Annotated in this window: 14 protein-coding genes; 7 read left to right on the forward strand and 7 right to left on the reverse strand. The window is 32.9% G+C overall.

The window, feature by feature from the left end; all coding sequences use genetic code 11:
- Positions 1–106: 106 nt before the first annotated feature.
- From mscL to Q9Q97_RS03785, 5 genes are all read left to right on the forward strand, one after another.
- The gene (mscL, locus tag Q9Q97_RS03765) at positions 107–493 is read left to right on the forward strand and encodes a large conductance mechanosensitive channel protein MscL (RefSeq protein WP_306154765.1); all 387 of its coding nucleotides are present in this window, start codon (positions 107–109) and stop codon (positions 491–493) included.
- 222 nt (positions 494–715) lie between these two features.
- Positions 716–1,054 carry a hypothetical protein gene (locus tag Q9Q97_RS03770; protein ID WP_306154767.1) on the forward strand — a complete coding sequence of 113 codons (339 nt, stop codon included), beginning with the start codon at positions 716–718 and terminating at the stop codon, positions 1,052–1,054.
- A gap of 133 nt (positions 1,055–1,187) precedes the next feature.
- Positions 1,188–2,177, forward strand: a complete 990-nt coding sequence (locus Q9Q97_RS03775; RefSeq protein ID WP_306154769.1) for an aspartate-semialdehyde dehydrogenase — start codon at positions 1,188–1,190, stop codon at positions 2,175–2,177.
- Positions 2,178–2,305: 128 nt separating this feature from the next.
- The gene (locus tag Q9Q97_RS03780; RefSeq protein ID WP_306154771.1) at positions 2,306–2,815 is read left to right on the forward strand and encodes an SMI1/KNR4 family protein; all 510 of its coding nucleotides are present in this window, start codon (positions 2,306–2,308) and stop codon (positions 2,813–2,815) included.
- A gap of 1 nt (position 2,816) precedes the next feature.
- Complete coding sequence (locus tag Q9Q97_RS03785; protein WP_306154773.1) at positions 2,817–3,497, forward strand: DUF6058 family natural product biosynthesis protein; 681 nt, start codon at positions 2,817–2,819, stop codon at positions 3,495–3,497.
- 42 nt (positions 3,498–3,539) lie between these two features.
- On the opposite strand, the gene Q9Q97_RS03790 is transcribed toward Q9Q97_RS03785, so the two are convergent.
- The 4 genes from Q9Q97_RS03790 to Q9Q97_RS03805 all read right to left on the reverse strand — a co-directional run bounded on the left by Q9Q97_RS03790 (position 3,540) and on the right by Q9Q97_RS03805 (position 6,064).
- Positions 3,540–3,857, reverse strand: coding sequence for a 2Fe-2S iron-sulfur cluster-binding protein (locus Q9Q97_RS03790; protein WP_091490641.1), 318 nt, complete (start codon positions 3,855–3,857; stop codon positions 3,540–3,542).
- A 59-nt stretch (positions 3,858–3,916) separates the two neighbouring features.
- Positions 3,917–4,399 (reverse strand): hypothetical protein, encoded by a 483-nt coding sequence (locus Q9Q97_RS03795; protein ID WP_306154776.1) that lies wholly within the window; start codon positions 4,397–4,399, stop codon positions 3,917–3,919.
- Positions 4,400–4,613: 214 nt separating this feature from the next.
- Positions 4,614–4,853 carry a NifU family protein gene (locus Q9Q97_RS03800; RefSeq protein ID WP_306154777.1) on the reverse strand — a complete coding sequence of 80 codons (240 nt, stop codon included), beginning with the start codon at positions 4,851–4,853 and terminating at the stop codon, positions 4,614–4,616.
- Positions 4,854–4,933: 80 nt separating this feature from the next.
- Positions 4,934–6,064 (reverse strand): Mrp/NBP35 family ATP-binding protein, encoded by a 1,131-nt coding sequence (locus tag Q9Q97_RS03805; protein WP_125719000.1) that lies wholly within the window; start codon positions 6,062–6,064, stop codon positions 4,934–4,936.
- A gap of 418 nt (positions 6,065–6,482) precedes the next feature.
- Between Q9Q97_RS03805 and Q9Q97_RS03810 the strand changes: the two genes are divergently transcribed.
- Positions 6,483–8,075: a murein L,D-transpeptidase gene (locus Q9Q97_RS03810; protein ID WP_306154780.1), complete on the forward strand. Its 1,593-nt coding sequence runs from the start codon at positions 6,483–6,485 to the stop codon at positions 8,073–8,075.
- Between the two features lie 65 nt (positions 8,076–8,140).
- Here the strand turns inward: Q9Q97_RS03810 and Q9Q97_RS03815 are convergent, their stop codons facing one another.
- From Q9Q97_RS03815 to Q9Q97_RS03825, 3 genes are all read right to left on the reverse strand, one after another.
- On the reverse strand, positions 8,141–10,567 hold the full coding sequence (locus tag Q9Q97_RS03815) for an ABC transporter permease (protein WP_306154782.1): 2,427 nt from the start codon (positions 10,565–10,567) through the stop codon (positions 8,141–8,143).
- Between the two features lie 133 nt (positions 10,568–10,700).
- The gene (locus Q9Q97_RS03820; protein ID WP_125719006.1) at positions 10,701–11,408 is read right to left on the reverse strand and encodes an ABC transporter ATP-binding protein; all 708 of its coding nucleotides are present in this window, start codon (positions 11,406–11,408) and stop codon (positions 10,701–10,703) included.
- A 97-nt stretch (positions 11,409–11,505) separates the two neighbouring features.
- Complete coding sequence (locus tag Q9Q97_RS03825) at positions 11,506–12,744, reverse strand: efflux RND transporter periplasmic adaptor subunit (RefSeq protein ID WP_306154785.1); 1,239 nt, start codon at positions 12,742–12,744, stop codon at positions 11,506–11,508.
- 160 nt (positions 12,745–12,904) lie between these two features.
- Here Q9Q97_RS03825 and Q9Q97_RS03830 point away from each other — a divergent pair, with 160 nt between their 5' ends.
- Positions 12,905–14,257, forward strand: coding sequence for a sigma-54 dependent transcriptional regulator (locus Q9Q97_RS03830; RefSeq protein WP_306154787.1), 1,353 nt, complete (start codon positions 12,905–12,907; stop codon positions 14,255–14,257).
- The last annotated feature ends 88 nt before the right edge of the window (positions 14,258–14,345 follow it).

Below are 14,345 nucleotides of genomic sequence, written 5' to 3' on the forward strand. Positions count from 1 at the left end.
ATATTTCTAATTTGGCTTATATGGTTAAAAGAAAATAGATAATGGCTTTTTAAAGAAAAATGCGTATTTTCGATACTCGTTAATTATAAATATAAACAAGTCAGATATGGGATTTTTTTCAGAATTTAAGGCATTTGCAATGAAAGGCAATGTAGTTGACCTTGCTGTTGCTGTAATTATAGGAGCTGCTTTTGGTAAAATAGTAAGTTCATTTATTGAAGATGTAATTACACCGTTAGTATTAAAACCGGCTTTAGATGCAGCTCATTTGTCAAAGATAGAAGAACTAACCGCCTTTGGAGGTGTAAAATACGGTCTGTTTCTTTCGGCAGTAATTAATTTTATCATCGTAGCATTTGTTTTATTTCTTGTTATCAAAGGAATGAATAGCCTTAAAAAGAAAGAAGAACCAGCACCGAATCAGCCTGCAGCACCAACTCAAGAAGAATTGCTTACACAAATTAGAGATTTGTTAAAAAATAAAAACGTATAATACCGCTACACTAAGTCTAACTTAACCGCCTTCTAAAGAGGCGGTTTTTTTTAATAAATAGGAATAATTTAAAAATCAAATATAAACAAACATCAATAATTTTATGGCAAGCGGATTTATAATATTAAAAGATGGGCGATGTTTCGGTAGAAGATGGACTGGCTATGATGAAATTTTGAAAATTGTTATCAAAGAACTATTATAATCGAAAATGGAAGGGAATTGGCCGCTTGGTTGGAAACTCAAATTCCAGATTTAGATGATGAAAGCGGAGAGTGTGGTTGGGGGTTCTATAAAACAAGTACAGATGAATTTCTAAATAAGCATTTAGACTTAAGAAGTCTTACAATAGAGAACCAAAAATTGTTTGGAGATGCAATTGTAATTGGCAGAAGTAAATTATTAGATTTTGGAGAAGAATATTCGTGTTTAAATGTTGATTTTTTTGAAATTTTCTTTAATATGTATTTGCTGTCTGAAAAAGGAGAACCGCCTTTGGAATTTTCTGATTGGAGTATAATAAAGCCATGTAATGAAAAAACAGGACCTGGATGGGATTAAGAAAATAAGAGTTTTTTACAAAATGTTTATTTTGTAACAATTTGTTATTTTTTGTGAATCACCTTGTCAAGACTTTTATTATACTTATTTTTGCCATACAAATTAGATTAATTGATTATTTAAAAATATAAAAATGAGAATTGCAGTTGTAGGTGCTACCGGTATGGTTGGCGAAGTAATGCTTAAAGTTTTAGCGGAAAGAAATTTTCCTGTTACAGAATTAATTCCTGTTGCATCAGAAAGATCAGTAGGAAAAGAGATCGAGTATAAAGGAACTAAATATAAAGTAGTAGGTTTGCAGACAGCTGTTGATATGAAAGCAGATATCGCTGTGTTCTCTGCTGGAGGAGATACATCTTTGGAGTGGGCTCCAAAATTTGCTGCTGCTGGAACAACTGTAATCGACAACTCTTCTGCATGGAGAATGGATCCGACTAAAAAATTGGTGGTTCCAGAAATCAATGCTGATGTTTTGACTAAAGAAGATAAAATTATCGCAAACCCAAACTGTTCTACAATTCAAATGGTTTTGGCTTTGTCTCCATTACATAAAAAATACAACATCAAAAGAATCATTGTTTCTACTTACCAATCTATTACAGGAACTGGTGTAAAAGCAGTAAAACAGTTAGAAAATGAGTACGCAGGAGTTCAAGGAGATATGGCTTACAAATATCCTATCCACAGAAATGCGATTCCTCACTGTGACAGTTTTGAAGAAAACGGATACACTAAAGAAGAAATGAAATTAGTTCGCGAAACTCAAAAAATCTTAGGTGACAACACTATTAGAGTTACGGCTACTGCAGTTCGTGTGCCAGTTGTAGGCGGACATAGTGAAGCAGTAAACGTTGAGTTTACAAATGATTTTGATGTAAATGAAGTTCGCGAAATCTTACACAACACTGATGGAGTAGTGGTTCAAGATAATTTAGATACCTTTACTTACCCAATGCCATTGTATGCTGAAGGTAAAAATGATGTTTTTGTTGGAAGAATCCGTCGTGACGAAAGCCAGGAAAACACTTTAAACATGTGGATTGTTGCTGATAACTTAAGAAAAGGTGCTGCAACAAACACCATCCAAATTGCTGAATACTTAATTAAAGCAGGTTTGGTATAATCTCAGAGATTAAATAAAATTGTTATAAAGGAAAAACCGTAATCGCAGCAATGTGATTACGGTTTTTTCGTTTCAAAAACTTTTGGCTTGGTTCTTAAATAATTAAATTAGCAGTTAAAACTTATAATATGAATTTTGACAACTATAAGATAATTCCAAATTATAATACGAATAAAACTGACCTATTTACAGCCGACGAAGAAGAAATTCTGGCTTGCGAAAAGACATTTAACATAGTGTTTGATGAAGATTATAAAGAATACGTTCAACAATATGGAAGCGGTATTCTTGGAGGAACTTATGTGCGAATTTATCTTCCTGAGACGATTGTTTTAACTCTGGAAGAATGGAAAAAGCGTATAACCGAATATTGGTTTTGGGATGAAGGAAAAGAGGTTTTAACGAAAGATCAAGTTTTAAATTCAATCAGAATTGGAGATACTTTTGATGGAGATGAAATTATTCTTTTAAATAATCGATATTATATTTTACCACGATATAGTGAAATGATTTACAACACAGGTAATTCGCTTGAAGAAACTATTTCATGGTTATGTTCAGCAGGAATATTGACAGAAGCATTTTCTGAAAGAGAATTTGAGCCTTTTGATCCATCAGAATTTTTAAAAAGTAATTAAGATGAGAGATGAAAATCTTGCTTATATCGTAGATAATTATCTGGAATTTGAAGAAGTCAAAAGGCTTACAAGATTATCTGATGATGAGTTAAATAAGCTTATTGAAGAAAAGTTAATTCCATCACCTTCTTATGTAATTGATTCGGAAATAACGATTAGTTCTCCTTTAAATGATCAGCATACATTAACAATGTCCAGAAGATATTTTGCCAAAAATATTGTAGATCTGATTAAGAAAAATAGTGCAGAGAGTTATGAAAAATTAAAGCATGAATTTAAACAGAATTTATTATCTAGTTTAAATAATCATGAGAATAAAGCATTTGCTTATGGAAATGTTTTTGATGAAAAAGACCAGATAATTAGTGAAAAGGCTGATAAAGCATTAGAAGAAGAGTGGGATTATTTCTGTAAAGGCGTTTACGGAATTTGTACTTTGAATAATGATGAAAATGCTATTATTGAAAAAGAAATCGCTATTAAACGCATTTTAGATTTTATAGCCAATAAATCATCTTCGCAGACAAAAGAAGAAGAAAATTATCTGAAAGAACTGAATGAGGAACTGAATAAATCGACAAGTCTTTTTGCTCCCTATCAGCGAGAATTGAGCAGTAGGGGGAAATATTTAGATAAGTTATTAAGAGAGTTTTCTTTAGATGATCTAATCAAGAAGTATTAAAAACAAAAAAGCGAGAATCATAAATTCTCACTTTTGTATTTTTTAGTATTCTGGCGCTAATTCTAACTCCAAACCTTCCAAATCTTCAGTAATTGGAATCTGACAGCCTAAACGGCTATTAGATTTAACATAAAATGCTTCCGAAAGCATGGCTTCCTCATCGTCACCCATTTCTGGTAATGCAACATCATTTAGAACATAACACTGACAAGAAGCGCACATGGCCATTCCTCCGCAGGTTCCTTCAACAGGAAGTTCGTATGCTTTGCATAACTCCATTATATTCATTGCCATATCAGTTGGAGCCTGTAATTCGTGTATAACTCCTTCTCGATCTTTAATTTTTATTAATACATCCATTTTTAATTATTGGAATTTTGTGGCAGGATTTTATAACGTGAAAAAATCCTTATTTAAAATTAACTTTTTTCTTTTAAGCTAAAGGCATACTCTTTTCGGTTGCCTTCTTTTTGGCGCATTTTTACACCAATAATATTGCCCCCTTTTTCTAGTATTGTAACCAAAGCTATTACAGAATAATAATCTTTATCAGACTGAAAAATTAGGGTTCCCTCATAATTCGAATTTAAAATTCCCTGTTTGTCGGTTTGAGAACTAATTTTTCTTGGATGAGAAAATTCCGCAGAACTGTAAGTGGCCTTGTTGGAAAATTTTGCTTTTCCTTCGCAAAAATCATATAGAAGATCATAGTTGCCAATTCTAAGACTTCCTTCTTCACTGCTTGCTGTGGTAGAGAAAATTATTTGACCAGCATACTGAAAGTCTGACCATTCTTCAGATTCATTTACCCACGCTTTATCTGCGAAGAGTGTTTGGTTTTGTTGGCCGTAATTTTTTGCGGCAAAAAACAATAATAAAAAAAGAGCGTAATGTTTTTTCATAAGTTTAAGATTGAGGGTTATGTCACAAATTTAAGTTAAAAATGTAACAATTCCTTAATTAAAACTCTTAAAACTTTGAGTTCTTTTTTGATAATGTCGTAAAAACTGCATTTCTTTTAAGACTGTTATTGAATAATTCCTAATCAAAATCCTTTAAGGATTATTATTCTTGTTAATATTCAAACTTACAATCTCTTCGAAAAGAGGCAATTTGTTACATTATATTTACCACAGTTTCAATTTGTGGTGCATATTTTTTTATAGTTGTTTCTACACCTGCTTTTAGCGTCATCTGATTAACACTACAGCTAATGCAAGCTCCTTCCAAACGAACTTTTACATGTTTGTCATCTTCAATAGAGATCAATGAAATATCTCCACCGTCAGATTTTAAGAATGGTCTTATCTCGTCTAAGGCCAATAAAACATTGCTTGTTAATTCTTCTGTTGTCATAATATTTAAATGTGTCAATTATGAAAATGTGCCAATTAGAAAATTTTAATCATTATCTAATTGGCAAATTATCTCATTATTTAATTTTTCTTAACTGCAGAACAGCCTGCCATTGTTGTAATCTTGATTGCTTCTGTTGCCGGTAAGCTTTCGTTTCTGTTTACTGTCTCCTGTACTACATTTCTAGTAATTTCTTCAAAAACTTTTTCTATTGGCGATGCTGTTTGTAAAGCTGCTGGGCGACCGTAATCTCCTGCTTCACGAATAGACTGTACAATTGGAACTTCTCCTAAAAATGGAACATCTAAATCTTCGGCAAGGTTTTTAGCACCTTCTTGTCCAAAGATATAATATTTATTTTCTGGCAATTCTTCTGGTGTAAAATAAGCCATGTTTTCAATAATTCCTAAAACAGGAACATTGATATTGTCTTGCATAAACATTGCCACTCCTTTTTTAGCATCTGCAAGTGCAACTGCTTGTGGAGTACTTACTACAACAGCACCCGTAATTGGAAGCGACTGCATGATAGAAAGGTGGATATCTCCAGTTCCAGGAGGCAAGTCAAGAAGCATGAAATCTAATTCTCCCCAATCTGCGTCAAAAATCATTTGGTTTAATGCTTTAGCAGCCATTGGTCCTCTCCAGATTACAGCTTGGCTTGGAGCTGTAAAAAATCCGATTGAAAGCATTTTGATTTCATAGCTTTCAATAGGTTTCATTTTTGATTTTCCGTCAACTGTAATAGAAACAGGTTTTTCGTTCTCAACATCAAACATAATTGGCATAGATGGTCCGTAGATATCAGCATCCAAAACACCAACTTTAAAGCCCATTTTTGCAAGCGTTACAGCCAAATTTGCCGTTACAGTAGATTTTCCTACTCCTCCTTTACCAGAAGCAACTGCAATAATATTTTTGATTCCAGGAATTGCACGCCCTTTAATTTCAGGTTTCTCTGGAGTTTCTACTTTAATATTTACTTTTACTTTCGCATCAGGAGATATTAAATCATGAATAGTTTTTTTAATATCGTCTTCCGCTCTTTTTTTGATATGCATAGCAGGCGTATGCAATACAAGGTCTACAACAGCTTCATCTCCAAATGTAATAACATTGGTTACAGCGCCGCTTTCCACCATATTTTTTCCTTCTCCAGCAATAGTGATTGTCTCTAAAGCTTTTAGAATTTCTTTTCTATCTAGTTTCATTGTAATGGGCTATTTTTTTATTCTAAGAAAACAGTCTTATAAGATTATATTTATTTAAACTGTTTCAGGGTGCAAAGATAACAGATTAAGTTCGGAAATTAAGCGTTTTTGAATTGTAATTATTGATATTGAGATTATTCAAAATTATGCAACATTAAATTTTGATGAAAATAAGAATTAAGAACGATCGGACTTTTGGATTGCGAGAGAAAAGTTTTTTCGATTCAAACAAATGTTTTTTATGTAAGTTTTCTTTTAATTAAATAAAAATTCTCACAAAACTTCGTTATATTTGATAGCCCAAATCGATGATTCTCAAGACATGAAAAAAATATGTGAAAACTAAGTTTTTTTGAAGTATTTATTGGGTTTTCGGTATTTTTTTTAAAGTTATTTATTCAATTTAAACTTTAAAAATATGCGAAATTTTACTTTTTCATTGATTATTGCCGCAGTCAGTTTTTTTGCTTTTTCATTTAATTCTACTACCAAAAACAGAGCTGATTTTACAAATCGGAAAGCGGTTTCAATTATCACTATTGATGCTACTTCGATTAATGCATTCTTTAAAAAATATCCCAAACTTAAAAAGTATCAGAAAGATGTTGAGGATATCTACAAAGCCAAACAATACAAATCTATTTGGTATGATGACAAAAGCATAACCGAATTTGGAGCGCTTTTATATCAAAAAGTAAATGTGCTAAAAGATCAGGGAATCGAGGCTACAATGCCTTATAAGGATGTAATTGACCAAGCTTTTAACGAAAGCGATAATATCGAGCCTCCGCAAATTGATACAGAATTATTGCTTACAAACATGTATGTGTTTTATGCCAGTAACGTTTACTCTGGAGTAGATCCAGCAACGTTAAAAAAAATAGGCTGGTTTCTTCCAGCAAAAAATATTTCTTACGCTCGAATTTTAGACTCTCTTATTGTTGATTCTGATCGATTAAATGAAGATGATTATTTGTTATTCTCACAATATTATAAACTTCAGGATGCTTTAAAGAAATACAGAAAGATAGAAAAAGATGGTCTTTGGCAGAAAATCACGATTGATAGCGCTACTTACAAGGATATGAGACCAGATACTACTGCACCAGCGATAAAACAAATAAGACAAAGGCTCTATGTGCTTGGCGATCTCAAGCAAGATTCTAAAAGTGATTTTTATGATAGAGAGTTGATGGATGGTGTTATGAATTACAAAAAAAGACACGGTTTGACGCTCAATTATATTATTAATAGAGATCATATTAAGCAGTTTAATGAACCGATTAGTAAAAGAATCAAAACCATTATGCTAAATATGGAACGATGCAGATGGATTCCGACCAAATTGGCACGAGCAGAAGAATATGTAATGGTTAATATTCCGTCTTTCAGAATGTTCTATGTTAAAGACGGCAAGTATGATTTGGTGTCGGATATTTTTGTAGGCAATAGGCTTAGCGAAACCGTCATATTCAGCGGTAATATGGACCGTATTGTTTTTAGCCCTTATTGGTATGTTCCGAACAGTATTATTCAGAATGAGCTCAAACTCCAAATTGCCAGTAATAAAAATTATCTTGCCGAACATAATATGGAATGGAATGGAGGGAAAGTAAGACAAAAACCAGGACCTAAAAATTCGCTAGGATTAGTGAAATTTATGTTTCCAAATCCAAATGACATTTACATGCATGACACACCTGCTAAAAGTTTGTTCCAGTTTGAAAATCGTACATTCAGTCATGGCTGCATCAATGTAAAAGAAGCAAAACAATTGGCTTTGCATATTTTAAAAGATGATCCAGATTGGCCAGTTGATAAAATTGAAAAAGCCATGAGCGGCGAAAAAGAAACTACTTGCATGCTTAAACGTAAAATTCCGGTTTACATAGGGTATTTTACGGCTTGGGTTCAGGACAATGGAGAGATAAATTTCTTTCCAGATGTGTATAGCCGCGATGAGAGTTTAGATAAATTGCTTTATTCGGATGCTGTAACGATGAAAGATTAAAAACAAAAGCCCGACGGATTTTACTGAAATCTGTCGGGCTTCTTTAAAAAAAATGGTCTACAAGCTTATTCGTATTTTAGATATTTTAATACATCTATTTTGGTAACCTGAAACGCTTTTGTTAAAACAATAATTAAAGTTAAAATCAAAAGAGAAATCAGGGCAATTACAAAAGGAACGGATGATATTCCGATTCTAAAAGCGAAATCTTCGAGCCATTTCTGTAATAATATATAAGCAGGAACAATTCCGATTCCAAATCCTATTAAACAGAAAACAATATACTGTTTCGACAATTCTTTTAAGAGTATATCTGTTTCAGCTCCTAAAGTTTTTCGAATGGCGATTTCTTTCAATCTTCTCTCCATCGAAAATGATGCCAAAGCAAACAATCCAAACACAGCAATTACAATTACGACTAGATTTAAGATGAAAAATAGGTTTTTTTGCTTTACTTGTTCTTCATAAGTTCGCGCAAATCCTTTGTTAACAAATTCGTAGTCAAAAGGATAGTCAGGGTTTACATTTTTCTCCCAGTATAATTTCAATTTTTCTAACGTTTCTGTTAAATTATTTGGAGAGACCTTTACAAGGACAGTTCCAAAGTTATTCCACTTTAAAGTTTTAAGATTTATAAAAACCATTGGAGGCACTTTATTCTGTAATCCCGTTAGGTTAAAATCTTTTACAACCCCGACAATTTTAAATTTTAAATTATCTCCTCCGTTGCTCCAACCAGAAGTTATAATAGTATTAACTGGATTTTTTAGATTTAATTCTTTAACCAGTGTCTCATTCATTAACATACTGCTAATAGTATCTGATGCAAATTCAGGAGATAAATCGCGTCCTTGAGCCATTTTTATGTTCATCATGTCTAAGAAACCAAAATCCATTTCGATGTTTTTTGGCTGTACAAAAATCCCATTATGTTTAAATCCTGAACTAGAACCGCTTGAACTTCCAAACGCTCCTGCAAAAACAGTAACATCAACGACACCTGGAATCTTTTTCATTTCTTGTTTTTGTACCAGATATTGATCTGTTCTTCTAATTCTGTCTGGAGTATTATAACGAATCGAAAGAACCTGATCTCCGCTAAAGCCCAGATCTTTATTCATCATATAATCAACCTGCGAGTTCACAATTAAGGCGCCGATGATAAAAAATGCAGCAATTCCGAACTGAAAAATAAGCATCGAATTTCGAATCCAGATTCCGCTTTTGCTTCTCGAAAAATTACCTTTTAATACTTTTAAAGTCTCAAAGTTTGAAATATAAATGGCCGGGAATATACCTGCAAGAACAATTACTAATCCAAAAATGAAAATGAGTTGCAGGTAAAATTCGCTACCATTCAAAGTCAAAGTTTTTCTTAAAAAAGAATTATAATAAGGCAATGAAAGTTCGACAATGGCAAGAGCAAATAAAATAGCCAGCGTTACAATTATAGCTGTTTCAAAAATAAATTGAGTTATAATCTGTTTTTTTGAAGCGCCTACAATTTTACGTACTCCAACTTCTTTTGCACGCTTTATTGCAGATGCTGTTGCCAGATTGATATAGTTAACCAGCGATAAAACCAGAATCAAAATGGATAAACCAGCCATGATGTAAAGCAGTTTTAAATTACCAACACCTTCTGGGTAATTTTGTCCCGCAGAACTTTTGGTTCCATGCAGACGAGAAGTTTTTAATTGGTCTAATATGACTTTTATTTCTCCATTCTCTTTGACATATTGAGCCACAGTCATTCCACTTTCTTTGGCATCTTTTACAGTTCTGTTTACAAAATAGACATTTTGCATTTTCTTTAAAACAGCATCAATATTGGCATCTTTTTTTGTTCTAATCAATAAGCCGTAATTAAAATTTCCCCAGCTGTTTTCGTCGCCTTCCCTTTTTACTCCGTTAAAAACAAAAGAAGGCTGAATAGATGAAGGCTTAATAATTCTATAAACCGATTTTATAGTATAATTTTTTCCTCCAAAAACAATAGATTTACCAATTGGATCCTCATTTTTAAAAAATAATTGCGCCTGTTCTTCAGAAATAGCGACACTATTTTTTTCTTTCAGAATATTAGTTTTTGCTCCTTTTATAATATCAAAAGGAAAAAAATCGAAGAAATTTTCGTCAGTGGTGGTTATGTTTTTAACCACTACTTTTTGATTCTCGTATTTGATAAGATCTTCGTCGTACCAAGTGTTAAAGAAGCATATTTTTTCGATTTCTGGAATTGTAGCTTTGCAAGTTTCTCCAAACGGAATCGAATTCGATCCCCAAGTGTCCCCATTGCTAAGCCTGTTCAAAACCATGTAAGTATTGTCTTTTCCAGGATTCCATTGATCGTAAGCATGTTCGTTATTCCAGTACAGAATGGCAAAAATGACCGCAGAAATTCCGATGCTTAATCCTAGAACATTTAAAAACGAAAACAGTTTGCTTTGCTTTAAATGATATATAAATATTTTAAACCAGTTAAAAATCATTTTGATGTATATTTTTTATAGTTGATATGGCAGTTTTTGAAACCTTTTCAGGCTTTAGATCATTGTAAAAATCTTGCAGACTAATTCTACCAGAACTACGAATGCTGTGACAATAATTTTAATCATCAGTTTGTTATTTAGCGTCCATAAAAACATCAACATTTCGTTGATTTAATTTCTCAGAAAATATAACTCCATCTTTCATGTGAATGGTTCTTTGCGAAAAAGAAGCATCATAATCAGAGTGGGTAACCATCAAAATAGTAGCGCCTTTAGCATGTAAATCGGTTAAAAGTTCCATTACTTCATTACCGTTTTTACTATCTAAGTTTCCTGTTGGCTCATCGGCCAAAATAATCTTCGGGTCATTTACCAAAGCTCTTGCAACGGCAACTCTCTGCTGCTGACCTCCAGAAAGCTGTTGCGGAAAATGTCTCAATCGATGCGAAATATTTAGTTTCTCAGCAATCGCTTCAATCTTTTGCTTTCTTTCAGAAGCTTTTACATTGTTGTAAAGCAAAGGCAATTCGATATTGTCATAAACAGAAAGCTCATCGATTAGATTGAAATTCTGAAAAATGAAACCAATATTTTCTTTTCTAACTTTCGCTCTTCCTTTTTCTTTTAAGCCAATCATTTCCTGATCTAGCAACTTATAGCTTCCGCCATCTGCACTGTCCAAAAGACCGATAATATTCAGTAAAGTTGATTTTCCACAGCCAGAAGGCCCCATAATAGTTAAAAAATCTCCTTTTTTTATTTCTAAATTGATTCCACTCAAAGCAGCAGTTTCTATTTCTTCTGTTCTAAAAACTTTGGTTAAATTCTGAATTGTGATCATAATTTTTTAAGGTTTTGAAATGTTATTAAATACGTTTTTTGATTGATGATTGAAATGATGATTGTTGTTTATTGTTTTTGGTTTATTGTTTTGATATTTATTCTAAAGAAAGCTCTTCAATATCTTTATAATCGGTATAAGAAGAAGTAACCACAGATTCGCCTTCTTTTAAACCTTCTAGAACTTCATAATAAGAAGGATTTTCGCGTCCTAACTTGATATTTCTTCTTACTGCTTTGTTTCCATTCACTACAAAAATCCATTTTCCTGCAGCTTCTTGGTTAAAAGCGCCTCTCGGAATTACCAGTGTTTTATTTTTTTCAGATAAAATCAATTTTACGCCAAAGCTAAGTCCGTCTTGAAGAACAATATTTTCCTTAGATGAAAAAGCCAATTCTACAGTAAAACGTCCGCCTTTAACTTCAGGAATTACTTTAGTCACCATAACTTCAAGAGTTGCGCCTTTAAATTCTACTTGTCCTTTTAAACCTTCTCTAATTTTTTCTAGATAAAATTCATCAACTTCGGCAGCCAATTTGTAGCCTTTCTTAGAGTCGATTTTTCCGATGCTGTGACCTGCCTGAAAAGTCTGTCCCAAAACAGCTTCAAAAGAAGTTAATCGCCCTGTTTCTGGAGCTGTAATTAAAAAGTTTTTTTTATTATTTCTAAGAATATCCAAACTCTTTTCCATCGTCTGGATTGAACGGTTTATCTGCGAAATCTGAACCTGATTGCTTTGTTTTTCTTTTTGAATGCTCTGCTGAATTGTTCTTTTGCGCTCTTCCTGAAAACGAAGACTTTCTTTAAAAGTATTCCAGTCATTTTTAGAAATTACATCTTTTTCGTAAAGCTTCGCATTCATGTCGTACAGCCTTTTGGCGTCGTTATAATCGTGTTCAATCAGAACTAGATCTTTGTTTAAGTTCAATTCTTGATTTCTGATGTTTAGTTTTCCTGTATTTAAATTGTTGATTTGCTCGATAATAGCCGTTTCCTGAGTCAGATAATTCAGTTCTGTATTCGGATTGTACAAACGTGCCAGCGACTGTCCTTTGGTAACCATAGCACCGTTTTCTACAAAAATCTCTTTTACAGAACCGCCTTCAGTTACATTTACCAACATCATATTCAAAGGTTCTACTTTTGCCTGAAAAACGACAAAATCTTCGAAAAACGCTTTTTCTGCTTTTTGAATTACCAATTCATCTGTTTTTACGTTTAAGGTTCTTTTGGTGTTAAAAGCAAAAATCGTGATGGTAAGCAAAACTAAAAAAACAGCAATTGCTATTGCGAGATATCTAAATTTTTTATTTTTACGAGGAATTATCGTGTCCATTTTTTTAATTATTTTACTGATAGTCAATAGGTAAATACTGTGCCATAAAATTTATTATTTGTAAGGCATTGATTTTAAAGAGACTTTAAAAACCGTCTCAGAAAAGTAGTGTCCGATAATGAACAGTTGACCGTTCGGAAGCGGACAGAAAAAACACCACATGAGAAAAAAACTAGCCCAAATATTAGTTGTTGACGATCAGGAAGAAATTCTTTTTTCTGCTAAAATGATTCTTAAGAAACATTTTGAAACGATTTTTACCACTAATAGTCCAAAAAAAATCATTTCAATCTTAAGCGAAAATGACATCAACGTAGTTTTGCTGGATATGAATTACCGAATTGGTTTTGAAGACGGGCGCGAAGGAATTCATTGGCTAAAAGAAATAAAAACGCTTTCGCCAAACACAATTGTAATCTTAATGACGGCTTTTGGTAAAATCGAAACTGCTGTAGAAGGCATTAAAATAGGCGCTTTTGATTATGTTTTAAAACCTTGGAATAACGAAAAACTGCTTGAAATCATTGATAAAGCGGTTACCGAAAGCAGAAAAAACAATAAAAAAACAGTTGATAAATTAGAAAAAACAGAAAAGAAATATTTCGTCGGAACTTCGGCCAAAATAAAACAAGCTTATGCTATTGCAGAAAAAGTAGCCCGAACCGATGCCAATGTTTTGATTTTGGGCGAAAACGGAACTGGAAAGTATGTCTTTGCCGAATATATTCATCAGCATTCTGAAAGAAAAAATCAGCCTTTTGTACATGTAGATTTAGGTTCGTTGAGCGATAATTTGTTCGAAAGCGAACTTTTTGGTTATGCTAAAGGCGCTTTTACTGATGCTAAAATAGATACTGCCGGAAGATTTGAAACAGCACAAAACGGCACTATTTTCTTAGACGAAATAGGGAATATTCCGCTTCATCTTCAAGCCAAATTACTCCATGTCTTGCAGACTAAAACAGTAACGCGTTTGGGAGAAAGTAAACCAAGACCGCTGAATGTTCGCGTTGTTGCGGCGACAAACAGCGATATTAAAACAGAAGTAAAAAATAAAACGTTTCGTGAAGATTTACTTTATAGAATCAATACAATGGAAATTAATCTTCCATCTTTACGCGAAAGAAAAGACGATATTGTACCGATGGCGAACTTTATTTTAGAACAGATTGCTGAAAAATACAATCAGCAAGATTTAAAATTTGAAGATAATGCGGCTTCTTATTTAGAAAAATATCCGTGGAAAGGAAATGTCCGCGAAATGGAAAACAAAATCGAACGCGCTCTGATTCTCGCTGAAAATAATACCATTTCAGTATTAGATTTAGATATTTTAGATTTTGAAGAAATTCAAGAAAATGATGAAAATCCGTTGTCTGAAATGGAAAAAGGTGCAATCGAAAAAGCATTGTTCAAACATAACGGAAATATCAGTAAAACTGCCGAAGAATTAGGTTTGTCGCGCGCGGCCTTATATAGAAGAATTGAAAAATACGATTTGAAGAATACTTAAACATAGTATGATTTTACCGCAAAGCACGCAAAGTATTTTTCTAGCAAGGTTTATAATTCCTTTATTAAGTTCGCAAAGCTATCTGGCG

It is taken from the genome of Flavobacterium sp. DG2-3, assembly GCF_030730925.1.
In the GTDB taxonomy this organism is placed as follows: domain Bacteria; phylum Bacteroidota; class Bacteroidia; order Flavobacteriales; family Flavobacteriaceae; genus Flavobacterium.